At 59.9% G+C, this 26,332-nt stretch carries 27 protein-coding genes; 3 read left to right on the top strand and 24 right to left on the bottom strand.

What is annotated here, in order from left to right; translation table 11 throughout:
• Nucleotides 1-86: 86 nt before the first annotated feature.
• The 3 genes from E8M77_RS16135 to E8M77_RS16125 form a co-directional block, all read right to left on the bottom strand.
• On the bottom strand, nt 87-1,100 hold the full coding sequence (locus E8M77_RS16135; protein ID WP_137131643.1) for a Tim44 domain-containing protein: 1,014 nt from the start codon (nt 1,098-1,100) through the stop codon (nt 87-89).
• 203 nt (nt 1,101-1,303) lie between these two features.
• Nucleotides 1,304-2,899 carry a phosphoglycerate dehydrogenase gene (serA, locus tag E8M77_RS16130; protein ID WP_137131642.1) on the bottom strand — a complete coding sequence of 532 codons (1,596 nt, stop codon included), beginning with the start codon at nt 2,897-2,899 and terminating at the stop codon, nt 1,304-1,306.
• Between the two features lie 99 nt (nt 2,900-2,998).
• Nucleotides 2,999-4,177: a phosphoserine transaminase gene (locus E8M77_RS16125; protein WP_137131641.1), complete on the bottom strand. Its 1,179-nt coding sequence runs from the start codon at nt 4,175-4,177 to the stop codon at nt 2,999-3,001.
• Between the two features lie 297 nt (nt 4,178-4,474).
• On the opposite strand from E8M77_RS16125, the gene E8M77_RS16120 reads away from it, so the two are divergent.
• Nucleotides 4,475-5,065, top strand: coding sequence for a DoxX family protein (locus E8M77_RS16120; RefSeq protein ID WP_137131640.1), 591 nt, complete (start codon nt 4,475-4,477; stop codon nt 5,063-5,065).
• Between the two features lie 152 nt (nt 5,066-5,217).
• Here E8M77_RS16120 and E8M77_RS16115 read toward each other — a convergent pair whose 3' ends face one another.
• The 19 genes from E8M77_RS16115 to ruvC all read right to left on the bottom strand — a co-directional run bounded on the left by E8M77_RS16115 (nt 5,218) and on the right by ruvC (nt 21,890).
• Complete coding sequence (locus E8M77_RS16115; protein WP_137131639.1) at nt 5,218-6,060, bottom strand: outer membrane protein; 843 nt, start codon at nt 6,058-6,060, stop codon at nt 5,218-5,220.
• Between the two features lie 247 nt (nt 6,061-6,307).
• On the bottom strand, nt 6,308-7,660 hold the full coding sequence (glmM, locus tag E8M77_RS16110; protein WP_137131638.1) for a phosphoglucosamine mutase: 1,353 nt from the start codon (nt 7,658-7,660) through the stop codon (nt 6,308-6,310).
• A 233-nt stretch (nt 7,661-7,893) separates the two neighbouring features.
• Nucleotides 7,894-9,831, bottom strand: a complete 1,938-nt coding sequence (gene ftsH, locus E8M77_RS16105; RefSeq protein WP_137131637.1) for an ATP-dependent zinc metalloprotease FtsH — start codon at nt 9,829-9,831, stop codon at nt 7,894-7,896.
• A 144-nt stretch (nt 9,832-9,975) separates the two neighbouring features.
• On the bottom strand, nt 9,976-11,322 hold the full coding sequence (gene tilS / locus E8M77_RS16100) for a tRNA lysidine(34) synthetase TilS (protein ID WP_137131636.1): 1,347 nt from the start codon (nt 11,320-11,322) through the stop codon (nt 9,976-9,978).
• 2 nt (nt 11,323-11,324) lie between these two features.
• Entirely contained in the window at nt 11,325-12,287 is a 963-nt protein-coding gene (gene ybgF / locus E8M77_RS16095) for a tol-pal system protein YbgF (RefSeq protein WP_137131635.1), read from the bottom strand.
• A gap of 175 nt (nt 12,288-12,462) precedes the next feature.
• Nucleotides 12,463-13,002: a peptidoglycan-associated lipoprotein Pal gene (gene pal / locus E8M77_RS16090; protein WP_137131634.1), complete on the bottom strand. Its 540-nt coding sequence runs from the start codon at nt 13,000-13,002 to the stop codon at nt 12,463-12,465.
• Nucleotides 13,003-13,199: 197 nt separating this feature from the next.
• Nucleotides 13,200-14,513 carry a Tol-Pal system beta propeller repeat protein TolB gene (gene tolB, locus E8M77_RS16085; RefSeq protein ID WP_137131633.1) on the bottom strand — a complete coding sequence of 438 codons (1,314 nt, stop codon included), beginning with the start codon at nt 14,511-14,513 and terminating at the stop codon, nt 13,200-13,202.
• A gap of 73 nt (nt 14,514-14,586) precedes the next feature.
• Nucleotides 14,587-15,723, bottom strand: coding sequence for a hypothetical protein (locus E8M77_RS16080; protein WP_137131632.1), 1,137 nt, complete (start codon nt 15,721-15,723; stop codon nt 14,587-14,589).
• A gap of 9 nt (nt 15,724-15,732) precedes the next feature.
• Nucleotides 15,733-16,191, bottom strand: a complete 459-nt coding sequence (gene tolR, locus E8M77_RS16075) for a protein TolR (protein WP_137131631.1) — start codon at nt 16,189-16,191, stop codon at nt 15,733-15,735.
• A 24-nt stretch (nt 16,192-16,215) separates the two neighbouring features.
• A complete protein-coding gene (gene tolQ, locus E8M77_RS16070) occupies nt 16,216-16,935 on the bottom strand; it encodes a protein TolQ (RefSeq protein WP_137131630.1) in 720 nt (239 codons plus the stop codon).
• Between the two features lie 216 nt (nt 16,936-17,151).
• Complete coding sequence (ybgC, locus tag E8M77_RS16065) at nt 17,152-17,607, bottom strand: tol-pal system-associated acyl-CoA thioesterase (RefSeq protein WP_137131629.1); 456 nt, start codon at nt 17,605-17,607, stop codon at nt 17,152-17,154.
• 113 nt (nt 17,608-17,720) lie between these two features.
• Nucleotides 17,721-18,236: an NUDIX hydrolase gene (locus E8M77_RS16060; protein ID WP_137131628.1), complete on the bottom strand. Its 516-nt coding sequence runs from the start codon at nt 18,234-18,236 to the stop codon at nt 17,721-17,723.
• A gap of 3 nt (nt 18,237-18,239) precedes the next feature.
• Entirely contained in the window at nt 18,240-19,280 is a 1,041-nt protein-coding gene (gene ruvB / locus E8M77_RS16055) for a Holliday junction branch migration DNA helicase RuvB (RefSeq protein WP_137131627.1), read from the bottom strand.
• Nucleotides 19,277-19,681, bottom strand: a complete 405-nt coding sequence (locus E8M77_RS16050) for a PIN domain-containing protein (protein ID WP_137131626.1) — start codon at nt 19,679-19,681, stop codon at nt 19,277-19,279. The genes ruvB and E8M77_RS16050 overlap by 4 nt, the downstream gene beginning before the upstream one ends.
• Nucleotides 19,678-19,965 (bottom strand): AbrB/MazE/SpoVT family DNA-binding domain-containing protein, encoded by a 288-nt coding sequence (locus E8M77_RS16045; RefSeq protein ID WP_246659288.1) that lies wholly within the window; start codon nt 19,963-19,965, stop codon nt 19,678-19,680. The genes E8M77_RS16050 and E8M77_RS16045 overlap by 4 nt, the downstream gene beginning before the upstream one ends.
• Before the next feature lie 68 nt (nt 19,966-20,033).
• Nucleotides 20,034-20,651, bottom strand: coding sequence for a Holliday junction branch migration protein RuvA (ruvA, locus tag E8M77_RS16040; RefSeq protein WP_137131625.1), 618 nt, complete (start codon nt 20,649-20,651; stop codon nt 20,034-20,036).
• Nucleotides 20,652-20,663: 12 nt separating this feature from the next.
• Nucleotides 20,664-21,080: a type II toxin-antitoxin system VapC family toxin gene (locus E8M77_RS16035; protein WP_170975900.1), complete on the bottom strand. Its 417-nt coding sequence runs from the start codon at nt 21,078-21,080 to the stop codon at nt 20,664-20,666.
• Nucleotides 21,061-21,321, bottom strand: coding sequence for an AbrB/MazE/SpoVT family DNA-binding domain-containing protein (locus tag E8M77_RS16030; protein ID WP_137131623.1), 261 nt, complete (start codon nt 21,319-21,321; stop codon nt 21,061-21,063). The genes E8M77_RS16035 and E8M77_RS16030 overlap by 20 nt, the downstream gene beginning before the upstream one ends.
• A 56-nt stretch (nt 21,322-21,377) precedes the next feature.
• The gene (gene ruvC, locus E8M77_RS16025) at nt 21,378-21,890 is read right to left on the bottom strand and encodes a crossover junction endodeoxyribonuclease RuvC (RefSeq protein ID WP_137131622.1); all 513 of its coding nucleotides are present in this window, start codon (nt 21,888-21,890) and stop codon (nt 21,378-21,380) included.
• Nucleotides 21,891-22,080: 190 nt separating this feature from the next.
• On the opposite strand from ruvC, the gene E8M77_RS16020 reads away from it, so the two are divergent.
• Both E8M77_RS16020 and E8M77_RS16015 read left to right on the top strand, forming a co-directional pair.
• On the top strand, nt 22,081-23,403 hold the full coding sequence (locus E8M77_RS16020) for a hypothetical protein (protein WP_137131621.1): 1,323 nt from the start codon (nt 22,081-22,083) through the stop codon (nt 23,401-23,403).
• Nucleotides 23,404-23,538: 135 nt separating this feature from the next.
• Nucleotides 23,539-24,552 (top strand): LLM class flavin-dependent oxidoreductase, encoded by a 1,014-nt coding sequence (locus E8M77_RS16015; RefSeq protein WP_137131620.1) that lies wholly within the window; start codon nt 23,539-23,541, stop codon nt 24,550-24,552.
• A 13-nt stretch (nt 24,553-24,565) separates the two neighbouring features.
• Here the strand turns inward: E8M77_RS16015 and E8M77_RS16010 are convergent, their stop codons facing one another.
• Both E8M77_RS16010 and E8M77_RS16005 read right to left on the bottom strand, forming a co-directional pair.
• Nucleotides 24,566-25,309: a sulfite exporter TauE/SafE family protein gene (locus E8M77_RS16010; protein ID WP_137131619.1), complete on the bottom strand. Its 744-nt coding sequence runs from the start codon at nt 25,307-25,309 to the stop codon at nt 24,566-24,568.
• A gap of 148 nt (nt 25,310-25,457) precedes the next feature.
• Entirely contained in the window at nt 25,458-26,204 is a 747-nt protein-coding gene (locus tag E8M77_RS16005; protein WP_137131618.1) for a YebC/PmpR family DNA-binding transcriptional regulator, read from the bottom strand.
• Nucleotides 26,205-26,332: the final 128 nt, after the last annotated feature.

The following is a 26,332-nucleotide window of genomic DNA, read 5'->3' as shown; positions in this document are numbered from 1 at the left end:
CAAAAAGGGCTCAGCCTATGGCCGAGCCCTTGATCAGTTCTGCGATGGTCGGCCGGACGAAAACATATGCGCCCGGCTTTGAAGCCTTAGTTCGTGCCCTGAATGGCGGAAAGCTTCCATTCCATGCCGGGCTTGCGCACGAAGGTCCAGATTTCGGTTGCTTCCGACGGCTTGGACGCGTCACCTGAAACAACGGCATTCGTATTGCGGTCGCGCATCACGTCGACGCTCTGGTAACGCAGCGCGACAGTTGCGTATTCCTGACCATTTTCGCGCCAGGATTCCGCCAGATCGCCCTGCAGAAGCTGGACATCCGACACGTCGTTGCGCTGGCCATTGGTGGCATTTTCGCCAAGCTCTTCGGCCATATAGGACATGGCTTCCGGCGTCATCAGACCACGCAGCTTGGCATAGTCTTCCTTGCCATAGGCGGTCTGGACATCGGTCAGCAGCTTTTCGAACAGGTCGAGGTCGCGGCCGGTAATGCCGATTTCATCGGTTGCCGCAGATGCCACGCGCGGCTTTGCCGGCGCCGCAGCTACACTGCCACCCAGCGAACCCATTTGCGGGATCTTGAAGCCACCCGGCTGACCGCCCTGCTGGGGCGCATCATAGTTGGAACGGCCAGACGGCGTGCTGGTTGCCGGCTGCTGGCGACGGGCAAAGAAGCGCATGGCGAGGAAAATCAGGCCACCGATCAGCAGCATCTGGAACAGCATTCCCAGCATGCCGGCCATGCCGCCAAAGCCATTGCCCATCAGCATGCCGAGCATGCCACCAAGGAACAGGCCGCCGAGGATACCGCCGCCAAAGCCGCCGAACAGACCGCGACGCTGGGGAGCTGCAGCCTGCGAGGCAGCCGCATTGGGCGTTGCCGGACTGGTGGCCTGGTTCGGCGTCATGGTACGCTGAATCGGCGCGGCCGGTGCGGGCGCGGTGTTTGTCGAAGGCGGCGCAGCAAAGGTGCGCGTGCCCCGGCTGCCAACGCCACTGCTACCCGCGCGGCGCGCTTCGGCAAAATCGACAGCAGCCAGTGAAACAACCATCCCCACGGCCAGCACGGACAGAACGTGCTTGAAGCGCCGAAGTGTAGAAAACATCTCTCTCTCCTCATCCATCCGCGATGGCGGACCATGGCATGAATATAGAGAGGTTCCGCGCAGGTTTTAGATCCCGCCTTACACTTTTGACGCTTTTTCGATCAAACAGAAGTGAGAACAGACTATTTTCAGTTAACGGCGCATGAAAAGGCCCGGCGCGGAAACATCCGGCCGGGCTCCATAGTCCTGGAAGGTCGATCAGATCATTCCACGTTGAAGGTCAGGGGCTTGGCCTGCTTGATGGCCGGGTTGGCGAGCAGCTGGTCGAGAACGGCCTTTTGCACCGGGCCGTCCACGTAAAGAAGCGCGATGGCATCGCCACTTTCCTTCTCGCGGCCGAGCTGGAAGTTGGCAATATTGACGCCGGCATTGCCGAGCGTCGTACCCATGAAGCCGATCATGCCGGGAACGTCGGTGTTGGAAATGTAGATCATGTCCGTGCCGACATCGGCGTCGAGATTGATACCCTTGATCTGGATGAAGCGCGGCTTGCCATCCGAGAACACGGTGCCGGCAACAGAGCGGGTCTGGCGTTCGGTGGTCACCGTCAGCTTGATGTATCCATCATAGACGCCGGTCTTGTCGCGCTTGACCTCGGAGAGCACGATGCCCTTTTCCTTGATCATGATCGGCGCCGAAACCATGTTGACGTCCGACACCTGGTTGCGGATGAGACCAGCCAGAAGTGCTGAGGTCAGCGCCTTGGTGTTCATGTTGGCAGTGATGCCATCATAGAGGATCTCGATCGCCTTGATCGGGCTCTCGGTGACCTGACCGGCAAACGAGCCGATCACATCGGCAAGCCGAATGAACGGCTTCAGAATCGGCGCTTCTTCCGCCGTGATCGACGGCATGTTGATGGCGTTGGAAACCGCACCCTTCACCAGATAGTCCGACATCTGCTCGGCCACCTGAAGTGCGACATTTTCCTGGGCTTCCGTGGTGGATGCGCCCAGATGCGGCGTGCAGACCACGTTCGGCAGGCCAAACAGCGGGCTTTCCTTGGCGGGCTCCACTTCGAACACGTCGAAACCGGCGCCTGCCACATGGCCGGACTTGATGGCATCGGCAAGCGCTGCCTCATCCACCAGGCCACCACGGGCGCAGTTGATGATGCGCACGCCGGGCTTGGTCTTGGCGAGCGCTTCCTTATTGAGGATGCCGCGCGTCTTGTCGGTCATCGGCACATGCAGCGTGATGAAATCGGCCTTGGCGAGCAGTTCGTCCAGCTCGACCTTGGTGACGCCCATTTCCTGGGCGCGTTCAGCCGAGAGGAAGGGGTCATAGGCCAGAACATGCATCTTGAGACCAAGCGCACGCGAGCAGACGATCGAACCGATATTGCCGGCGCCGATGACGCCAAGCACCTTGCCGGTGATTTCGACACCCATGAACTTCGACTTTTCCCACTTGCCGGCCTGGGTCGAGGCATCGGCCTGCGGCAGCTGGCGGGCAACGGCAAACATCAGGGCGATGGCGTGTTCCGCCGTCGTGATGGAATTGCCGAAGGGCGTGTTCATGACGATGATACCGCGGCGCGATGCAGCCGGGATATCGACATTGTCGACGCCGATGCCGGCGCGACCGATGACCTTGAGATTGGTCGCCGCAGCAATCAGCTTTTCCGTCGCCTTGGTGGCCGAACGGATGGCGAGACCATCGTAATTGCCAATGATTTCGGCAAGCTTGTCCTTATCCTTGCCGAGTTGCGGCTGGAAATCGACTTCCACGCCACGGTCGCGGAAAATCTGGACGGCGGTTTCCGACAGTTCGTCGGATACGAGAACGCGAGGTGCCACGAGAGGCCTCCTTCAGAAGGGTTCAAGCAAAAAGGGTTCAGTCTGTATCGGGAAAAGCGGCTTCGCCACGTAAGGCGAAGCCGAAAGCAAACAAATGCTTCAGGCGGCGGCCTTGGCCATCGCTGCCTTCTGGGTCTCATAGGCCCAGGTCAGCCAGGGCATGACGACCTGCATATCGGCAGTCTCGATCGTGGCACCGGCCCAGATGCGAAGGCCGGACGGCGCATCGCGATAGGCGCCGATATCGAGCGCGACATTTTCCTTTTCCAGGAGCGCCACAACGCCCTTGGCAAAGGCTGCTTGGCTGTCGGCGTCGAGCGCCAGCACGTCAGCATCAACGATCTTCAGGCATACCGACGTGTTGGAACGGGTTGCCGGATCGACGGCCAGATTGGCAATCCAGTCATTGGCATCGACGAAATCGAAGATGACTTTGGCATTGGCATCGGCACGCGCCATCAGCGCATCAAGGCCACCGATCGACTTTGCCCAGTTGAGCGCATCGATATAATCCTCGACGCAGAGCATGGAGGGCGTGTTGATGGTCTCGCCAACGAAAATGCCTTCGATCAGCTTGCCACCGGAGGTCATGCGGAAGATCTTCGGCAGCGGCCAGGCCGGCACATAGCTCGTCAGACGCTCGACAGCGCGGGGGCTGAGAATGATCACGCCGTGACCGCCCTCGCCGCCGAGAACCTTCTGCCAGGAGAAGGTCACGACATCGAGCTTTGCGAAGTCCATGTCCTGCGCGAAAGCAGCCGAGGTTGCGTCGCAGATCGTCAGGCCCTTGCGGTCTGCCGGAATGAAATCGGCATTCGGCACGCGCACGCCAGATGTCGTACCATTCCAGGTGAACACGACGTCGCGGTCAAAATCGACTTCGGAGAGGTTCGGCAACAGGCCGTAATCGGCATTGAACTTGCGCACATCGGCAAGCTTCAGCTGCTTCACCACATCGGTGACCCAGCCGGCGCCAAAGCTTTCCCAGGACAGCATGTCCACGCCGCGCTCGCCGAGCAGTGACCACATGGCCATTTCCACAGCGCCGGTATCGGAAGCCGGCACGATGCCGATACGGTAATCCGCCGGCACATTCAAAATTTCACGGGTAAGGTCGATGGCCTGCTTCAGCTTCGTCTTGCCGACCTTGGCGCGGTGCGAACGACCGAGCGGTGCGTCGGAGAGAGCATCGAGCGACCAACCGGGGCGCTTCGAGCAAGGACCAGAAGAGAAATGGGTATTATTCGGACGGGTGTCCGGCTTCGCGAGTGTCGCCATCTTGGCTATCCTTCCAGATAGAAAGCCTCTCGTTGGGGAGAGGTGTCCCGCCGCTGGTGTTAGTGGAAGCCGCGGGGGTCGTCAAGTCGCATGTAGGTTAGCAAATGTCTTTTTTCCGGCAAGCGAGATCAACAACGTCCGTTGACCTGGATCAACGACCGCAAAAGTAAACGGGATAGTCTATCACTATCAGCCGGGCAGAAAGGCAAGACAAAGATTCATTAGTTCTTTGTCACATAAATGACCCTGCATGGCAGACAGTCCGATAAACCGACTATATTTTGAAAGAGAACAGCCATGGCAATCCAAAGCGCGTTTCCGACAGAACTGAAGCAAGAGAAGAGCCATTATATCTTCCCGGTTCTCTCCAGCTTCTATGAAAAATTTGCACAGCCGCTCGCCTGGACCGCATTTCGTGTTGTCATCGGCGGCATGCTGGTGATCGAAGGCTATCCCAAGATCATGGCGCCGATGGCGCAGATCGGCTTTGTCGAAAATCTCGGCTTCCATCCCGGCTGGCTGTTTTCGCCCATGCTGGCTGCCATGCAGTTCTTCGGCGGCATGCTGATCGCTCTCGGTCTGTTTACCCGGCCGGCCGCACTGGCCAATGCCGTGATGCTGGCGATCACCCTGTGGTTCCACTTCGCCTTTCCGTTCGGCCACGCCTTCCTCACGGAACCGGGCATTGCCGCATTGAAGACAGGCAGCGAGTTCTTCACCCCCGCCGGCGTCAAGCGCCTCAGCGATGGCGGCGTGGTCTTCCTGGAAACGGTGCAGACCAAGGCGGAACTTGCTTCTCTGTTCTGGATGGGTGGCGCCTTCTTCTTCGCAGCCTTCGGCGGCGGCTACTGGTCGGTGGACAAGCTGTTCATCAAGCGCGAATTCTAAGCCGAACACCGTTCGCCCGAAAACCTTCAAGACTGCATCAAACCCGGCCCGTCCAAAGCGGCGCCGGGTTTTTGCCCGGGCGATTTGGCCCATAGCAAAAGGCCGCCCACCTGGGACGGCCTTTGATGTGATGCAGATAGGACGCTGCAAGCTTACTTGTAGACCAGCGGCGGTGCCGGCTCTTCTGGCACATAGGGCTGCTCGCAGCCGCCGAAGGAATAGCGGGCGCCAACGCGGGCTTCGTGAGAGCCAAAGCCCTTGTCATAGCCGGGGCCACCATTCTGGGCATAGCCGAACATATCGCCGCCATCGACATGGCGATAGCGATAACCGACATCAGCCTTGATATTGCAGGTGACGTCGATCGTTGCACCGGCCATCAGAGCATAGGTGAAGCGCCAGCTGCCCTTGCCGCCGTGTTCAACGGTTGTATCGCAACCGCTGCCATTGTCGGCGCAGGACGTGTTGCGCAGCTTGTCCCACTTCACATAAGTGCCACCGATACCGGCACCGACGTAAGGCGTGACATAGCCATAGGTGCCCAGATCAACATAGGCATTGGCCAACAGGCTATAGGCGTGCAGACTGGAACGATCGTTCGAGGTGCAAGGGCCAACGCAGGCGCCGAAGGCAGCGCCGCCGCCCTTTGTCGATCCTTCGAACTTGCTCTTGGAAAGATAATCGAAGGTCAGATCGGTGCGCAGATAGCTATTGACCTGATAGCCGACACCAGCACCGAGCGTGAAGGCGTCGCGCAGTTCCGATCGGTCGAAATTGGCTTTGGCGCTGGTATTGTTGCCCTGGTAGAAATCAGCGCCCTTCAGATCGTTGAAGCTGTAACCGACATCGCCGCGCAGATACCAGCCACCCGATGCTTCCTGAACGGTCACTTCCGGAGCGCTCATCAGCGGCTCCTGCGGCTGATAGAGATCGGCCGAATGCGCAGCACTTGCTGCAAGCGCGAGAGCAAGCGCGCCGATTATGCTCTTCTTCATGGTTTCCACTCCGCGTTCCAGTTGTCTCAGCCGCAATAGGGTCGGTCTTTCAAACTGGAATGGATCATTAACGATAAAGGTTAAGGAGCAATTAAGCATAACGTAACGCTAGGGTTGAACTGCTATAGTCTGTCAGTTGCTGCACCGGCATTGCAAAGTGACAACAACGGGGCCCATGGCCGGCATGAAAAACGGCCCGCATCGGAAAGATACGAGCCGTTTTCACACGAAATTCTAGTGCAGAGGATCAGGCGGCGGTACGCACATTGCCAATGACACCGCAGAGATCAGCGACGATGCGTTCGATCTGGGCCCGGTCATCGCCTTCCGCCATGACGCGGATCAAAGGCTCGGTGCCGGAGGGGCGAATGACAAGCCGACCCTTGCCGCGCAGTTCCGCCTCGGCACTCTCGATCGCCTGACGCACGATGATATCGTCCAGCGGCTTGCCGCCGATAAAGCGTACATTGCGCAAGAGCTGCGGCACCGGCTCGAACCGGCGGCAGACTTCGCTCACCGGAATGCCCAGCCGCTTGACGCGGGCGAGAATCTGCAGAGCGGCCACCAGACCATCACCCGTCGTGCCGAAATCCGACAGGACGATATGGCCGGACTGTTCGCCGCCGACGTTGAAATCATGATGGCGCATGTGTTCGACCACATAACGGTCTCCCACCTTGGTGCGCGCCAGCGTCAGGCCCTTGCTGTCGAGATAGCGCTCAAGACCGAGATTGGACATGATGGTGGCAACAATGCCGCCGCCGCGCAGCAGCTGATCTTCCGCCCAGCTCTCGCCGATCACGGCCATCAGTTGGTCGCCATCGATAATGGCGCCATTTTCATCGACGATGATGACCCGGTCGGCATCGCCATCGAGCGCGATGCCGATATCGGCCCGCACTTCATGCACCTTTTTCTGCAAGGCCTGCGGGCTCGTGGAGCCACAGTCGAGATTGATATTCGTGCCGTTCGGCTCATTGCCGATGGTTACGACATCGGCGCCGAGTTCCCAGAGCGCTGTGGGAGCAACCTTATAGGCGGCGCCATTGGCGCAATCGATGGCAATGCGCAGCCCATGCAGCGTCACATCGCGCGGAAGCGTGCGCTTCACGAATTCGATATAGCGATAGATATCGCCATCGACGCGCTTGGCGCGACCGATTTCCGCCGGCTTTGCCAGCTGCGAATAGAGATCCTTATCGAGCAGTTCCTCGATTTCCATCTCCAGCTCGTCGGAGAGCTTGTAGCCATCCGGGCCAAACAGCTTAATGCCGTTATCGGCAAACGGATTGTGCGAGGCCGAGATCATCACGCCGATATCGGCACGCAGCGAGCGCGTCAGCATGGCAACCGCCGGCGTCGGGATCGGTCCGAGCAAGAAGACGTCGAGCCCGGCGGCTGTGAAACCCGCCACCAGCGCGTTTTCCAGCATATAGCCCGAAAGACGGGTATCCTTGCCGATCACCACCCGGTGGCGATGGTTGCCACGACGAAACAGCGTGCCGACGGCAATCCCGACGCGCATCGCCAGGTCAGGGGTCATCGGGAAGACGTTCGACTGTCCGCGAATGCCATCAGTGCCAAAGTAACGACGTGCCATGGAGGCTCCTTGGTGCTCGCGCGCATTTCACTTGCGCATCTTGGTGTCTGTCTGAGCCGGCAGATCCTGTCCGCACGCAGCCCAAAGCCGGCTTTTGCCACAGATTTGGGCAATGAGCATCTAAATTACCGACAAAAACGATTACATCTCGTTACCGAAAACAACCAGCAGGTCCCAAAATGCAAAAAGGCCGCCCGTATACCGGACGGCCTTCAGAACAATGGGTCTGTAGCTTAATGCGGCTGGGGTTCCAGGCCGCTTTCCGGCTCGCCATCACCCTTGGGCTCATCCTTCTTGGCTCCAGCCTTCGGAACCGCCGAGTTGCGGGCCGTGGGTGAATCATCGCCCTGATCGCGCGACGGCTTCTGGCCCTTGATCAGACCCTTGATCTCTTCGCCAGACAGCGTCTCATATTCGAGAAGCCCTTCGGCAATCGCGACGAATTCATCGTGACGGTCGGTCAGGATGCGGCGTGCCTCGGTATAGGCTTCGTCGATCAGGCGGCGCACTTCGACGTCGATCTTCTGGGCTGTTGCTTCCGAGACATTCTTCGACTGCGATACAGAGTGACCGAGGAAGACTTCCTGCTGGTTTTCCCCATAGGCAACCTGGCCGAGGATATCGGAGAAGCCCCACTGGGTTACCATGGCGCGGGCAAGCTTTGTGGCCTGTTCGATATCCGAAGATGCGCCAGAGGTGATGTTTTCCTTGCCGAAGGTCAGTTCTTCGGCCACGCGTCCGCCCATCATGATGACAAGGCGCGACACCATCCACTTGTAGCTCATCGAGTAGCGGTCGCCCTCGGGAAGCTGCATGACCATGCCAAGCGCACGGCCACGCGGAATGATCGTTGCCTTGTGCAGCGGATCGGCCACCGGAACGCTGATTGCCGTGATGGCATGGCCAGCTTCATGGTAGGCGGTCAGCTTCTTTTCGGCCTCGGTCATGGCGGACGAACGACGTTCGGCGCCCATCATGATCTTGTCCTTGGCGTCTTCGAATTCGGCCATGGTGACGAGGCGCTTGTTGCGCCGCGCCGCCATGAGAGCCGCTTCGTTGACGAGGTTCATAAGGTCAGCACCGGAGAAACCGGGCGTACCACGCGCCAGAACCTTCAGATCGACATTGGGGGCGAGCGGAACATTGCGGGCATGAACCTTCAGGATGCGCTCACGACCAACGATATCCGGGTTCGGCACCACGACCTGGCGGTCGAAACGGCCTGGACGCAGAAGCGCCGGGTCCAGAACGTCGGGGCGGTTGGTCGCGGCAATCAGGATGATGCCTTCGTTTGCCTCGAAACCGTCCATCTCCACCAGAAGCTGGTTCAGCGTCTGCTCGCGCTCGTCATTGCCACCGCCAAGGCCTGCGCCACGGTGACGGCCGACCGCGTCGATTTCGTCGATGAAGATGATGCAGGGCGCATTCTTCTTGGCCTGTTCGAACATGTCACGGACGCGGCTTGCGCCGACACCAACGAACATTTCGACAAAGTCGGAACCGGAAATGGTGAAGAAGGGCACATTGGCTTCACCGGCAACCGAGCGGGCGAGCAAGGTCTTGCCGGTACCCGGAGGACCAACGAGCAGCACGCCGCGCGGAATACGACCGCCGAGCCGCTGGAACTTCTGCGGATCGCGCAGGAATTCAACGATTTCCTCGAGATCGGCCTTCGCCTCGTCAACACCTGCGACATCCTCGAAGGTGACGCGGCCATGTGCCTCGGTCAGAAGCTTGGCCTTGGACTTGCCAAAGCCCATTGCGCCGCGCGAGCCGCCTTGCATCTGCCGCATGAAGAACAGCCAGACACCAAGGATAAGCAGCATCGGCAGCAGCGTTCCGATATAGCTCAGGAAGCCGGAAGAACCGTCCGTTTCCGGACGTGCCACGATCGTGACATTCTTCGACTGGAGGCGCTCCATCAGCGAATCGTCGATCACCGGCGAGTAAGTCTGGAAACCGGTTCCGTTCTCGGTATAGGTGCCAAGAACACGGTTGCCCGTTACCACCACGTCGCGAACACGTCCCGAATCCACCTCACGCAGGAATTGAGAATACGGGATTTCCCGTGAACTCGTCTGCGCTGGCGCCGTCTGGAACATGCTGAACAGTGCGATCAGCAGAAGGGCGATTATCGCCCAAAGGGCGAAATTACGAAAGTTTGGGTTCATCGAACTCCCCGGACAATGACGGCCCGCTCTCTGGCAGCCGCCTTTCTTGTCGCTTAACATAGGATCGCACCGGGGCCTTGCCAAGGCAACGGCAGCGAAGGAACATGATTTACGCGCGAAAACGTTAAACGGCGATGGCGGAAATCAGGCCAATCCCATGTGCATTGCAAGTGAATTCACAAGTTTCCAATCAAATTGCCCGGCAAAGTGATCGAATGGCCGAAGCACAGGGTCAATCGTGACCTTCTGACGCTGTCTGTCCCCTTCCCTCAGAACCTGCGGCAATGCGCGAAAGCCCGCCATTGCCACGCCGGACGGTATGTTCGGGAAGCGCTGACCGGCAGCCTTGCGGTCGCCATCATGCGGCCCGATGACGACAGGCCCGTTGCTGTGGTTGCGAATGCGCATGCGGCCATCCCACAAACAGCTCTCGCCGGCTTGCAGCACCTGCTGCGGAAGATCGCGGCTTTCGCGCACGAGATAGAGCGCATCGCGCCGCCGATCGATGAGCACGCGCCCGATGGTGAGGCGACCAGAGGCCTCCCCGGCCAGAAAGGCACCGAGCCGTTGCAGGCTGTCTGCGGCGGGAAGATGCACCCGACCGCCCAGCACCGCCGTAAGCGTTGCCAGCGCATGCAGAAGAACCGCCGGATCTACCGACAAGGCTGCCGCATCGAGCCGGGCGACGACACTCTCTACCACCACAAGATGCCGGTCCAAGAGTTCGGCTGCATGAGAGGCGAGCTTTTCGCGCGCCTTACCGGCCAGCGAAATCTTCAAAAGCTGCAAGGCCGCCTGCGCATCATCGATGGGCGCAAGGTTTGCGCGGGTGCGCGCCCGCTCGAAACGGGCATCGGTATTGGAGGGATCATCGATCCAGCCAAGGCCGCGCTCTGCCAGATAAGAGCGGATCGCATGGCGCCGCGTTTGCAGGAAAGGCCGCAGAAGAAGATGCCGGCGGTTGAGCAGCACCGCCGGCGCCATGCCGGCAAGGCCAAGCCCCGAATAAGCGGACTGTGATTCTGCCCTCTGGTCTGACGCGATGCGCGCTCCACGCATGAACAGCGTCTCGAATTGGTCATCGAGCGTATGGCCCGTCAGGATCGCGGTCGCAGAGGTTTCATCGGCCAGGCTCGACAGGAGATCGTAGCGCGCCGCGCGCGCGGCGGCAGACAGGCCGGTGTCGGGCTTGGGTCCCTCCCAGCGGCGAATGACATGGGTGATCGCCAGATCTGCGCAAAATTCAGCGACACGCTGCGCCTCATCTGCGGCCTGTGCGCGCAGACCGTGATCGATCGTGACGGCTGAAAGCGTCACAGGCGGACCGGAATGCCGCTTTATCACATCGGTGAGGGCTAAGAGAAGGCCGGTCGAATCGCTTCCGCCGGAAACGGCCAGCAGCAGGCGGGCGGGCGATGTCAGTTGTGTCAGCAGGTGCTCGGCAGCCGCAATCGGCGCCAGAAGCCTATCGCCATCGGCCAGCGGCCGCATGGTCAGCAGCCCAGGCGCTTCTGTTCGCTCGTCACCTTGGCCAGAACGGGGCGGGCGGCATTGGGATAGCGGCGCGGAACCTCGCGCAGGGTCGCACAAGCAGTGTCGCGATTGTCGAGTGCGGCCAGCGACATGCCAAGCTTCAACAGCATTTCAGGCGCCTTGGCAGAGGTGCCATAGCTCTGGTGAGCGTCGAGGAAGGTCTTGGCGGCCTCGTTGTACTTGGCCTGCGAATACTGCGCTTCTCCCAGCCAGAAGCGCGCATCGGCGGCGCGGCTGCTCTTGGGGAATGAGGCGATATAGCTCGTGAATTCGCCTTCGGCGAGTTTGTAATCACCGGAGAGAACGTGGTTATAGGCAGCGCGATAGGCATCGCCTTCATTGGCAAGGGATGCCGTCTGCGACTGGGCCGGCGCGCTGCCGGTATCGACGCCCGGAAGCGCTGCGGAATTGCGTGCCGTGGGGTTAGCGGTCGCGCGGGTCGGCGCCCCCTTCGCGTCAAGCTCGATGGAGCCCAGCGTGGTTTCGCCGGGCGCCGTCTGCGGTGCGCCGGAAGAGCCCGCCGTGTTCGACGGCGGGCTCTCGATGATCCGGGCTACCTCGTCGCTACTGTTTTTTTTTGAGCCAGCTGCCGGAGCGGCAGCGACAGAGGGAGCAGAACCTCCACCGGAATGGCCCTTTTCGAGCTCCTGGAAGCGGAACTCATTATCTTCCTGCGCCTTGCGGATCTGCTCCTGCATCTGCAGCAACTGGAAGCTCATTTCCTCGACACGACCGTTCAGCTGGCGGATGGTTTCCTCCATCTGCTGAATGCGTACGGCATCACCGGCGCTCTGTACCAGCACCACCGAAGGCTTCACGGCCTGCTGCTCTGCCCGCGGCAAAAGGTTCGGCAGAGAGAAGGCCGAAGCCTGACCACCCATTGCCGCAAGCCCCAGCGTTGCAGCCAAGACAAGTTTATTCATTGTGCCCGTCCCGCTTTTCGTAAAGCTGCGCCATGACGACGCCAGCGTAGGTTTTTACAATTAATACCCAAAAGCAATCGCGTCAGACGCGAAAAGAATGCTGAACTTCGGCTAAACTAAGGAGAAAAGAAAAAGGCGACCGTTTGGCCGCCTTTCCTTCAGCCCAGAGGCGTGTTCAGGAGCCAGCGCCACCCAATACCGTGACGGCGCGGCGGTTCTGCGACCAGCACGAAATATCGTCGCAGACGGCAACCGGACGTTCCTTGCCGTAGGAGATGGTGCGCATGCGGTTGGCAGGCACGCCACGCGAAGCGAGATACTGCTTGGTGGCGGCTGCACGGCGTGCACCGAGCGCCAGGTTGTATTCGCGCGTGCCGCGTTCGTCGGCATGGCCTTCAACCGTGATGGCATAGTTCGGGTAACGCATCAGCCACTGAGCCTGACGGTCGAGCGTCTGCTGGGCATCGGCGCGGATGGAGGTCGAATCCGTATCGAAGAAGATGCGATCGCCAACATTGACCGTGAAGTCCTGGCTGGAGCCCGGAGTTGCGGAACCGGCACCACCGGCGCCAAGGCCGAGTTCACCGGCACTGTTGGGCAGGTTCTTCTTGTTGGCGCAACCAGCCAGAGCCAGCGCAAGCGTCAGCGCGAGAATGGCGGGGTTGCGTGCGAGTCTCTGCATGCGGCTCGTAGCCGGGGTAAAAGTGCGGCTCATGGCCGGGTTTCTCCTTGATCAGATTTTAGCGTTGCCAGAGTCTAACCGTTCCTGGTTAACCCTATTTCAACAATCATGGTTAACAAACCACTACCGGTATCACTTCACCCCGCAATTTCAGCAGATTGCGGCAGCAAGGTGACGACATGTCAGGACCGATCGCGGTTAGATGTCGCGGTCAGCCAAAGCTCGCGCCACTATTCGAGAAGTGGCGACCAGGCCGGGTCCGAACCGAAAGCCGGCGTCTTGACCTGCTGCTCGTTGAAGCCGGTCAGGTCGATGGAATAGAGCTGCGGCCCACCGGCACCGGCATTCTGGCGGAAGAACATCAGCACGCGGCCGTTCGGAGCCCAAGTCGGACCTTCATTGTGGAAGCCCGTCGTCAGGATGCGCTCACCCGAACCGTCCGGCTTCATCACGCCGATGGAGAACTTGCCGCCCGACTGTTTGGTGAAGGCGATGAGATCGCCGCGTGGCGACCAGACCGGCGTGGAATAGGATCCATCGCCGAAGGAAATGCGCGTCTGGCCGGAACCATCGGCACCCATCACATAGAGCTGCTGGCGTCCGCCGCGGTCACTTTCGAACACGATGCGCGCACCGTCCGGAGAATAGGAGGGTGATGTATCGATGGCCGACGTATTGGTCAGCCGCGTCGTGGTGCGCGAACGCAGGTCCATCGTATAGATATTGGCATTGCCTTCCTGCTGAAGGCTCATGATGACCTTCTGGCCATCCGGCGAAAAGCGCGGGGCAAAGGTCATGCCAGGGAAATTGCCGACCACTTCACGCTGTCCGGTTTCCAGTTGCAACAGATAGACACGCGGCTGCTGGCCCTCGAAAGACATATAGGTGACTTCCTGACGGTTCGGCGAGAAGCGCGGCGTCAGAACGATATCCTTGCTATTGGTCAGCATGCGGACGTTGAACCCGTCCTGGTCCATGATCGCCAATTGGCGCTGACGGGCAGTCTTCGGGCCGCTTTCCGAGACGAATACGACACGCGTATCGAAATAGCCTTCCTCGCCAGTGATCTGCTTGTAGATCGCATCGGCAATGATATGCGCCACGCGGCGCCAGTTTTCCGGCTGGGTGAAGAATTGCTGGCCAGTCATCTGCTGACCGGCATAGGTATCCCACAGGCGGAATTCAGCGCGCAGACGGCCATCGGCCTCACGCGTCACCCGACCGGTCACCAGTGCCTGGGCATTGATGACCTTCCAGTCGTCAAAGCGCGGCATCTTGCCCGGATCGCTGATCTTTTCGATGAAGGCGCTCTTGTTGATGGGCGCAAACAGGCCGGACCGCTGCAAATCAGCAGCAATCACCGCGGAAATCTGCGCACCCAGTTCGTTGCCGGAAATGAAATCGGTAATCGCAATCGGCAGCGGCTGAACATTGCCCTTGTTGATGTTGATTTCGACGACGGCATTGGCCGGTGACGCGGCGACCACGGCACTCAACAGGCCGGCCGCCAGCATCAGGGCGCGGAAGAGGGAAAATTTGATCATTCAGACAAGCCTTTCAGCTTTTGGCACAATAGGTTTGGCGAAGACATGAGCCCTGCGGCCTCGATCCGGGCGCTCACAGCGCAAACTCGGACGGATCGAAATTGAGCACCAGAACATTCCATCCCTTTTCGCCTTCGTATTTCTCGACAGGCAGATTTTTGAGCGGGGCCGATTTCATGAGCGCGCGGCGCGTGCTGCCTTCCACGGCACGCCGTGTGGATTCCGGCCCCCCGGTTGCCGTGACCTCGGGCTGACCCACAATGTTGCCGGACACGTCCAGTTCCACGCGAATGCGCACGCGGACTTCCTGGACACCGGTCAGACCGGATACCATCGACCAGTTGGCCTGGATCTGTCCCTTGACGGCATCGACTTCACTGGCGCTGAGACCGACTCCAATGGTTTTCTTATCGCCCGCCGCAGCCGGTGCCTGCGAGCGCTTGGCACCACCGCCGGCGGCTTCCTGCTTATTGAGGATCGAGGCGATCTCGTCGGCATTGAAATCGCTCTTCTGCGAGGCCGAGGACTTGGCGGTCTCCTGCTTCTTGTCGGCGATCTTCTTGTCGGACGGCTTTTCAGCCGGCGTTGCCGTATCGGGCTTCTGTTCCGCCGGCTTTTCAGCGGGCTTTGCTTCCTGCGGCTTTGGCGGTTCAGGCCGTGGCCGGGCAGCCGGAAGCGGCACGCTGGTCGGCAGCGGAATTTCGGCCGGTGGCTGTTCGGCAGGCGTCGGCGTCGGGGCGGGTTCGGGCTTCGGCGTCGGCGGTGTCACCTCCGGGCGCGGCGTCGGCAGTGCGGCGGTCTCAACGGGCTTGGGTGCCGTTTCTTCCGGCACGATATCCTTGACCTCATTGTTTTCCTGGCTCGGATTGGGAACCGGCTGCTCGTTCTGTTTCGGCGCGGCCGCCGTTTCCGTCTTGAGCGGTTTGGTCACCGGTGTCGGCGGGGTCTTAAGGTCCACATCATTATCGCCGGCGTTTTCGGCATTCTCAACGATATTGGGCTTCTTGGTCGGCTTCGGGGCCGCCTTTTCCGCCTTGGGTGCGGATTTTTCGCCCTGCTGCGTCTGCGTGATGGAATCGACCGGCACCAGATCGACGGAAATCGATTCTGCCTGCGACACCTCAAGCGGCGCAGGCGGCGTCAAGGACACCAGCGCCCATGCCATGAGGACGGTATGCAGAACCAGCGATGTGCCGATGCTCGTCTTCATTGCGAACGATCACGTCCCCTGCTTGGGCAGGGTTGGCAGGCCGATATTCTTGAAGCCGGCCCCGCTGATCTGGCCCATGACCTGGATGACGATGCCATAGGCCGCAGCCGTATCGCCGCGCACCATGATGCGTTCATTATAGCCAGTGGTGGCGATCGCCTGCAGCTTAGGCACGATCTCTTCCAGCGTGATGGGGGTTTCCTGGAGGAAGATTTTCCCCTGCGCATCCACGGAAATGGTGATCGGCTGCGTTTCCGAATTCATCGGATTGGCACTGGATTGCGGCAGGTCGACAGGCACGCCGACCGTCATCATCGGTGCAGCGACCATGAAGATGATCAGCAGCACGAGCATGACGTCCACCAGCGGTGTAACGTTGATTTCGCTGATCGCGCCGCCACGGCTGCGGCCGCGACGACCGCGACGACCGCCACCCGAACCCTTTGATCCGCCAGCCGACATACCCATGAGTGAACTCCCTGATCCGACGGTTTACTGGGCCGCCTGACGCGGCTGCAGCTTTTCGTCAATCTGACGAGACAGAATGGCGGAAAACTCGTCTGCGAAGCCTTCCATGCGCGCCGACAGCTTGCCGGCATCGCCCATGAACTTGTTGTAGGCCATGACGGCCGGGATAGCGGCGACAAGGCCGATGGCGGTGGCCAGCAGCGCTTCGGCAATACCCGGCGCAACGACCGCGAGATTGGTGGATTTCGAACCGGCAATGGCCTGGAACGAGGTCATAATGCCGACAACCGTGCCGAACAGGCCGATGAAGGGACCGGCGGAACCGATAGTGGCCAGCGAGCCGAGGCGAGCCTCGAAATGCTCGCTCTCGCGCGACATTGTTACGTCCATGGCGCGGTCGATACGCATCTGCAACCCGATGGGCGAACGTGCACCGCGCTCGAAGCTCTTCTTCCACTCGCGCATGGCCGCCACGAAGATTGCCGCAAGACCGGTGTTCTGCCGCTCGGCCAGTGTCCGGTAGAGGTCTTCAAGCGACTGCCCCGACCAGAAGACCTGCTCGAACTGGTCGAACTGGCGCCTTGCCTTGGTGAAACTCATGGACTTGTCGATGATGATGGCCCAGGTCCAGACGGATGCACCCATCAGGCCGATCATCACCAGCTTGACGATCAAGCCAGCCTGCATGAAAAGCGCCCAGAGGCTCACCGAATGCACGGCCGCTGCCAGATCTGCCTGTTCCATCTTACCCTATCCCCGAATCGAATCGCCCGGCACGCAAATACGGGCCGGTTCGCAAGCGCTGACGTTGAAGGCGCGACCGCGCTGATTGCCCATGGTGCTGAGATTGCAGCTGGCCTTCTCGCCTTCAAATTTGGTCAAAGGAAGGCGTGCGCCGCACAAATTCCTCTAGCGTCAGTAAGACTATATTATCGTTAACAATGTATTACCGGGAGATGATCACACGAGCCGCGAGGCCGGCGAAAAGGACTGCGCAAGCGTCTCGGGAAGCCGGCGCGGCCGGCCATTACGGTTGATCACGGCGATGATGACCTTGGCTGCGATCAAAAGCGTGTCATCACGACGGATTTCCTGGACCAGCACCATTTTTGCCCCTCCGGCCTTTTCGGTCCTGGTCAGGATGGTGAGCACATCGTCCATACGCGCCGGCGCCTTGAAATCAATCTCCATGCGGTGGACGACGAAGACAAGCCCCTCCTCATCGACCTGCAAAAGCGCGCTCTGCTCGCAGCCCAGACAGCGCAGGTAATCCGTACGCCCGCGCTCCAGGAAATGCAGATAGCGCGCATGATAGACCAGACCGGAAAAATCCGTGTCCTCGTAATAAACGCGCTGGACTAGCCGATGTCCGCCATCGACCAGCTGGCCCGAGAGATGATGAAACAGGTCTGACATGGTGTTTGCAGGTTTTCCGAGCGAAAATGAGCTTGTAATGTCGTCTTTAGCCAGTCTGGTGCCGCTTGCAAAGCCGAACACTCGACGCCTAATCAGCAGACGGTGTGGCTTGCCTATGGCTTCTGATCAAGATCGTAATCGTGCCAGACCAGATGGCGCGGCACATCCGGCAGGGTCTCGATCTCATCGGCAATGAAATAGGGCGGGATGTCGAGCTGCTTCAGGCGTTCGACTGTTGCGGGAACCCATTTGAATTCCAGCTCATTGCCGCCGTCCACGATGCGGTGGATGATGACTTCCGGTTCGAAGGGAAAATCCTCCGGCAGGTCCATCAGGTAATAAAGCCCCAGCTCGTGGCAATCGCGGCCCTCATAGTGGAAGAAGTTCTCCACCATCCAGAGAAGACGCTGAACGACCACCTTGGCCCCAAGCTCTTCGACCATTTCGCGCTCAAGCGTCTGCTGCGAGGTCTCGCCCATTTCCGCACCGCCGCCGGGAAAGGTCCAGAAGGTCTCATGCGTGGCGCGGTGCACCAGCACATGGCCATTGCGAAAGCCAAGGCCGGCAATGCGCATCTGGAATGTGCGCTTGCCCTTGTATTTGATGCGGATGCGGTTGGGGTCCTTCATCAGTCAGTCATCCTCGAGGGTCAGGCGGAACTGCGCCGCTTCCATATCCTTCGGCGGCTGCAGGCCCAGATGCTTCCAGGCGGTTGCCGTCAGCACCCGGCCGCGCGGCGTGCGCTGGATGAAACCCTGCTGGATCATGTAGGGCTCGATAATGTCTTCGATCGCATCGCGCGGCTCCGACAGGCCCGCCGCGATCGTCTCGATGCCGACCGGGCCACCGGCGAAATTCACCGCAATCATGCTGAGATAGCGCTTGTCGAGCTGGTCGAGACCCATATTATCGACATTGAGACGCGTCAGCGCCTCATCGGCGATCTGGCGGGTCACGGCTTCGGCGCGTGCGACTTCGGCGAAATCACGTACACGGCGCAGCAGGCGCCCGGCGATACGCGGCGTGCCGCGCGCGCGGCGCGCTATTTCGCGCGCGCCGTCATCGGTAATGCCAAGGCTCATCAGCCGCGCACCGCGCCGCACGATCAGCTCCAGTTCCTCGACGGTATAGAAGTTCAGGCGCACAGGAATGCCGAAACGATCGCGCAGCGGCGTCGTCAGAAGCCCAAGGCGGGTTGTCGCCGCCACCAGCGTGAACTTCGACAGGTCGATCTTCACGGAACGCGCCGCCGGCCCCTCGCCGATGATGAGATCCAGCTGGAAATCCTCCATGGCCGGATAGAGAATTTCTTCCACCGCCGGGCTCAAGCGATGGATCTCATCGATGAACAGCACGTCGCGTTCTTCCAGATTGGTGAGGAGCGCTGCAAGATCGCCGGCCTTGGCAATCACCGGGCCGGAGGTCGAGCGGAAATTGACGCCCAGTTCCTTCGCCATGATCTGCGCCAGCGTCGTCTTGCCAAGACCCGGCGGCCCGACGAACAGCACATGATCCAGCGCCTCGCCCCGGTTCTTCGCCGCCTCGATGAAGATTTTCAGATTGGCGCGCGCATCCGCCTGGCCGGTAAACTCATCCAGCGTCTGCGGGCGCAGCGCCGCATCAAGGTCTTCGCCCTTCTTGACCGGCGACAGAATGGGATTGGGTAAGGTCATGCCAGGAGTTCCATTCCGGGCACACGCGCCGCGGCTTTCTTATCAAAGGTTTTCACACAGATGCACCCCGCTTCAAGCGCACGGGCGGCGATCAGCGCATCGGCCAGATCCGCATTGTCCTCGGCCACCAGGCGCAAAGCCTTCACGACCAGCGCATGATGCTCGAAGATCAAACCCCGAGACCGCAGCAACTGTCCAAGCGCTCTGACCGTATCCTGGCGCCCAAACCCAAGTTGTGACCGCAACGCCCAATCCAGCTCCACGATCGTCAGGAGTGACACAAATGCGCTGTAGTCACGCCCGAGACCCTCTGCAAATTCAAGAGCGGCCCGCCTTTGCTGCGGGTCATCATTCACCAGCAATCGAACCAGGATATTTGTATCGAGGCCATAGAGCATCATGCGGCGACATCGGAATGATTGTCAGACAGGCTGTCGAAGACGTTTGCGCCAGCCGCCTTGACTGCGGCCGACTCAATGTCTTCAAGGCTTGCCTGCCCGTTCGGCGGATTTCCCAAAAAACCGGCCAGATCCTTCAGATCGACATTCTTCGGAGTGACGACAACCTCGCCATCCACCACGCTATATATCAATTGATCGCCTGGCCGCAGATCGAGCGCCTCACGCATCTCTTTCGGTATCGTGACCTGGCCCTTCGGCGAAAGCGTGACTTCCCACATCGTCATTGTCTTCCTCCGTTTTTCAATTTGGCAAACTCTACCAGTCTGGATGGAAATATGCAAAAATAGCGGAATTACTGCGAAAGCTCCCTCAGCCCCAACCGGATCAGCTTAGCGCTGTCGGCCCCCTCGCCGCCATTCTTCAGCGCGGCAGCCACAGCATTGGCCGCCTGGTCGCGCGAATAACCGAGATTGGTGAGGGCGGAGACTGCATCGGCCACAGGCGCTGCGGCAACGCCCTCGCCCAGTTCCTGCTTGAGGCCGATATTGGCGCTAGCATCACCGGCAAAAGCTGGCGCCTTGTTCTTCAACTCCGTGACGATGCGCACCGCAACCTTAGGGCCAACGCCCGGCGCGCGTGAAACGGCGGCCTTGTCCTGCAGGGCAATCGCATTGGCAAGCTCAGACGGGGTCAGGGTCGACAATACCCCAAGCGCCACCTTGGCACCGACCCCTTGCACGCTCTGCAGCAGGTTGAACCATTCGCGCTCCAGCGCGCTCATGAAGCCGAAGAGTTTCAGCTGGTCTTCTCGCACATAGGTCTCGATGAACAGCACGATAGCTTCACCCGCGGAACCGAGGCGGCCCAGCGTGCGGGATGCGCAATAGACGACGTAACAGACGCCATGCACATCCACGAGCACATAATCGTCGCCGATCTCGTCAATGGTGCCTTTGAGCTTGCCGATCATGAATGGGGTCCGTCAGGGATGGGTTTCGGGAGAGATGAGAACGATATCGGGGAAGTAGTTGCGGTAACGCTGCGGATCTCGGGTCAGCAGACGATGGCCTCGAACAGTAGCATGCGCGCCGATCAGGAAATCCGGCAAAGTCCGCTCCCGCAATCCACCTGCCTTTCGATAGGCAAAATGCGCTTTTCCGGCACGAAACGCGACGTCATACGACAGTTGCTCCCGCTTCAGATCAAGCCAGCCGAAAGCGAGGCTGATCTCCTGTTCACTAAGCGACGATGCCGACAATTCAGACCAGATGACAGGATTGAGAACCAGCTCCCCATCATGAAAGCACTGCTTCAACGCAGCAAGCGACCAGATCCGAGACGGGCTGGCGGGACCGAGCACATCGATCAGGACATTCGTGTCAATGACGGTCGAGGTCATCACGCGGCCCTCGCAACCAGTCCATATGCTCATCGACCGACAGTCCGTTCAGATCGAAGCGTCCCTCGACGCTTTTCGCCCAGTCATCAAAGCTCTGGAACGCATCCCTGGCATCGCCGACCTTGACGAGCATGACGCCTTCATCGGCCACGACGAACTCCACATCCGATCCGGGCGTGATGCCCAGGCGATCGCGTATGTCCTTTGGAATGGTGACCTGGCCTTTTTCAGTGACTCGCATAAGTAATACCTCCGAGGTATTACTTATCGAGCTCAAGAGAACAAGTCAAGAACAAATCAGGCGCTGGCAAGGATCTGGCGCATCCGGTGACCGCCCCGGTTGTGCGCATGGCAAATGGCGATGGCCAAAGCATCGGCGGCATCATTGCCCTTGAACTCGGCCTTCGGCATGAGGATCTTCAGCATCATGTGGATCTGCTGTTTCTCGCCATGGCCCACGCCGATGACGGCTTTCTTCACCGCATTCGGGGCGTATTCGGAAACAGGCAGGCCGGCACGTGCCGGCACCAACATCACCACGCCACGCGCCTGGCCGAGCTTCAGCGTCGCCACCGCATCCTTGTTGACGAAGGTCTGCTCCACGGCTGCCTCATCCGGCTGATAGCTGTGCACCACCTCGGCCAGTCCGTCATGCAACTGGCACAGACGCGAGGCGAGATCCATATCCCCATCGGATGTCACGGTGCCGGAGGCCACGAACCGCAGGCTGTTGCCGATGGTCTCGATGACGCCCCAGCCGGTGCGGCGCAGGCCCGGATCAATGCCAATAATACGAATCGTGTTGCTCATGGGAAAAATTGTACTCCCTTTGGCCTGGCATCCACCAGTCGCAATGTGAACGAAATAGAAACAGATATCGAATGACGTTAACCAAGAGTTAAGCTTAGGATTTCGATCCTGACGCGTACCGTTAAACATAGGCAGCTCACTGGCTCGAATCGCTCTAAAGGGAGCGGGAACCCAAGACTGGAGGTCCATCATGATGATGTTCACCCGCTTGAAGCACAGACCGATCGAGGCGATCCTGCTTTTCGTGACGTTCAATCTCGTCGCCGTCATCCTGATCGCCATCAAGGCGGCTCGGATTTCGCCGGAGATCCTGGGCTTCAGCATCGCGGCGGCCCTGGCCGCCATCCTGGCGGTCATCAAGATCGCAACCAAAATCGGCGAACCGCTTGCAAGGCTCGCCTATCAATCCTCCGACACGGAAGCCTTCGTCAGCGCCTTCGACATTGCCGACCAGCAGCGGCACGATGATATTGGCGTGATCGCGCGTGGCATGACGCAGATGAAGGATGATATCCGTGCCCGTGGCAGCGAGCAGGCAGCAAGCGTTGCAGGCCTGGAAGATTCCATGCGGCGGCTGTCGAACGGCGACATGAACTGCCTCGTCACGCAGGACTTTCCGCCTCAACTGCAAGGTGTACGCGCCCAATTCAATCGGCTGGTGTCGATGCTGAGCGTCAACATCACGGCTTCGCATGGCAGTATTGCCAATCTGCGCGAACAGGCCCGCAGCAGCCAGGCGGATCTTGCCGTCATCGGCGAGCGGCTGACGGCGGCACTGCCAACCGCGCACAAGGCGGCTGGCGCCATCGATGTCCTATATCGCTCGGCACGGCTGCGCAGCGAAGATGCGCAATTGGTGACACACCGGCTGAAAAGCGCCGAGGGCTGCGACCTGCGTCTAAAAGATCGCGCCGAACGGATCATTGCCGCCAATGACGCGGCGAACCTGTCTCTGGACGCATTGTCGACGCTTGGGCACACCATCGGCAGCCTCGCCATCAAGGCCGAGCATCTGTCGGTGAGCCTGCAAAATGCGCAGGCGGCCTCGTCCGGCAATGGCGCCGATAGCAGACGCAGCGACAGCACCGAGGCAAGCCGGCTGTGCCGCGAACTGGCCGATGAATGCATGGCTGCAGCTCGATCCTTTCTCGCGCAGTGCCGGGAGGCGGAAAACAGCCTTTCCGATGGCACACGGGCGGCACGCGGTCTTGCCCTGGAAGCCGGCAGCCTCGGCTCGACCTTCCAATTGCTGACGGAACCCGCAGAGCGCATGGCCCGCAGCAGCGAGCTGGAACTGCAACGCATTTCTCTGGCGCATCTTGCGACCACGGAAACCGAAGGCGTGCTGGAGCGCAGCCGCGATATCGTTGCTGCCACGGAAGGTGCAATGATCCGCATGATGGGAGAGGCCTCGCTGATGGAGACCAGACTATCGCTATTTGCGCAAAAGGCCCATGAAGAGCCGGCGCGCACCGCAGCTAGCGCCAAGTCCCATCTGCGCTGCGTCACCTGAAAAGATCGCTCCACATCAGGACAAAGCAAGTGCCGGTAGGGCCGACGATCGAGAAATCGCGGCCCTGCCCTTCGAAACCGGCCGCCAGAGACCTACATGTATTGACAGGATCCGATCCATGTAGAGCATTGCGCCATGATACATTTTTCCATTCTCGACCTCTCCCCGATCGCCGAAGGTGGCAATGCCCGCGAAGCACTCAACCAGTCACGGCGGCTGGCGCAGAAGGCGGAGGAGCTCGGCTATCACCGGATCTGGCTTGCCGAGCACCATGGCATGCCGGGCATTGCCAGTGCGGCCACCGCCGTCGTCATCGGCCATATTGGTGCGGCAACAAAGCGCATCCGCATCGGTTCGGGCGGTATCATGCTGCCCAATCATTCACCGCTGGTGATTGCCGAACAGTTCGGCACGCTGGAAGCGCTGTTTCCCGGCCGCGTTGATCTCGGGCTTGGGCGGGCACCGGGAACGGATATGCGCACCGCACGCGCGCTGCGTCGCAATCTGGATGCCGGCGCCGAGAATTTTCCCAATGACGTGATCGAGCTTCATCACCTGCTTGGCCACCCGCGCCAGGACCAGGCCATTCTTGCGGTACCGGGCATGAATGCGCAGGTACCGATCTGGCTCCTGGGCTCCAGCCATTACAGCGCGCATCTGGCCGCAGCGCTCGGACTGCCTTACGCCTTTGCCTCGCATTTCGCCCCAGACATGCTGATGGACGCGCTAGCCATCTACCGCGAAAGGTTCCAGCCGTCGGCAACGCTGGCCAAACCCTATGTCATGGTCGGCGTCATGGGGGTCGCGGCTCCGACGGATGAGGAGGCCGATTACCTGTTTACCTCGGCCCAGCAGCAATTCGTCAACCTGCGCCGCAATGTCCGCACGCAGTTCCCCAAGCCCGCAAAAAGCATGGAGAGTATCTGGAATGATATGGAGCGCGTGAATGTGGAGCATACGCTGCGGTTTGCCGCCGTCGGCTCGCCGCAAACAGTGGAGCGCAAGCTCGCTGGCTTCCTTGCCGAAACAGGCGCCGACGAACTGATCATCTCCATGCCAATCCATGATATCGAGGCACGGTTGCGCTCTGCGGAACTGTTTGCCGCCCTGCCCCTAATGCAGCCAATCCGCGAGAACATGGCCGCCTGATACCGCCGCCGTCTCAGATCAGCCGGATAACGGCACTGGCGACGATGACAATTGACACGGCCACCATCAGTGGCCGAACCGGCACGTTCTTGACGATGATGGCGCCGACAGGTGCGGCCAGCACGCCACCGACGATGAGGCCCGCCGCAGCGCTCAGCTGTGTCCAGCCCAGCGTCACGATGAAGGTCAGCGAAATGACGAAGGTGACCGAGAATTCGGTGAAATTCGTTGAGCCGATGACCTTCTTGGCATCATGACCGCGACCGAGCAGCGTGCTGGTGACAACCGGGCCCCAGCCGCCGCCGCCAATGGCATCCATCAAGCCACCGAAGCCGCCGACATAGGGCACGATCCAGTCACGCACGTCACGCGGCCAGACCGGGCGAAACGCCTTGTAGAGAATGAACAGACCGATACAGATCAGATAGACCGAAATGAACGGCGAGATCACGCTGCCATCGATACTGGACAGGAGATAAGCGCCAATCGCGCCACCCAGCATGCCGGCCGGCGCAAGCCGCGCCACCAGACGCCAATCGACATTGCGGTGATAGGCATGCGAGATCCCGGACGCGGCAGAGGTAAAACATTCCGTGAGATGCGTCATGGCGCTGGCAACGGCCGGCGGCATGCCAATCGACAACAGTGCCGTGGTACACAATACGCCAAACGCCATGCCGAGCGCCCCATCGACGATCTGCGCGAAAAACCCGATTGCGACGAAGGTTAGAAAATCGGTCCAGACAAAATCAAACATTCAGTGCGCTCCGTCGCTGTTGCGGCAAGAGCTACAAGAAATGTCAGACCGGCAAAAGAAAAGGAAACCTATTTTTGCATCGCAGAACGGAAAACGCCGACCCTTATCACAGGGTCGGCGCAACATCCGCATTGCAGTCAAGGATCAATCAGGCAGAAAGTTTCGCCATGATCTCGTCCGACATTTCAAAATTGGAATAGACGGTCTGCACGTCGTCGTCATCTTCCAGATTGTCGATAAGCTTCATCAGCGATTGGGCTTTTTCCTCGTCCACCGGCACCGTGTTCTGCGGCTTCCAGATGGCTTTCACGGTTTCCGCTTCGCCAAGCGCTGCTTCCAGCGCCTTCGATACTTCGCCCATGCTTTCAAAGGCGCACAGGATCGTGTGACCGTCTTCATCGGAAATCACATCATCGGCACCGGCTTCGATGGCTGCTTCCATCACCGCATCGGCATTGCCGACCGAGAGCTTGTAGACGATTTCGCCCAGGTGATCGAAGGAGAAGGACACCGAACCGGTTTCGCCCAGCGCACCGCCGGCCTTGGCGAAGATCGAGCGCACGTTCGAGGCGGTGCGATTGCGATTGTCGGTCAGCGCTTCAACGATAACAGCCGTGCCGCCGGGGCCATAGCCTTCGTAGCGGATTGCGTCATAGCTTTCGGCATCGGCGCCGGAAGCCTTCTTGATGGCCCGGTCGATATTGTCCTTCGGCATGGATTGTGCCTTGGCGTTCTGGATCGCCAGACGCAGGGCAGCGTTCATCGAGGGATCAGGCAGACCGGTTTTAGCGGCAACGGTGATTTCGCGTGCGAGCTTGGAGAACATCTTCGAGCGGATGGAATCCTGCCGGCCTTTGCGGTGCATGATGTTCTTGAACTGTGAATGGCCGGCCATGGCACCCCTTCATCGCGTAAAATGTCTGGAATGGCCGGCTTATAGCCACGAAAGCGGCAGATGTTCAAGAAAAAAGCAGACCAGCGCTGAACCGGCAGACCGGTGCAGCCGTACGCCCGGCTTGCCTG

Origin of the sequence: Rhizobium sp. FY34, from assembly GCF_005222845.1 — a bacterium.
GTDB lineage: Bacteria > Pseudomonadota > Alphaproteobacteria > Rhizobiales > Rhizobiaceae > Neorhizobium.
The sequence above is the reverse complement of the archived record's forward strand: the minus strand, read 5'-3'. Positions and strand labels throughout refer to the sequence as shown.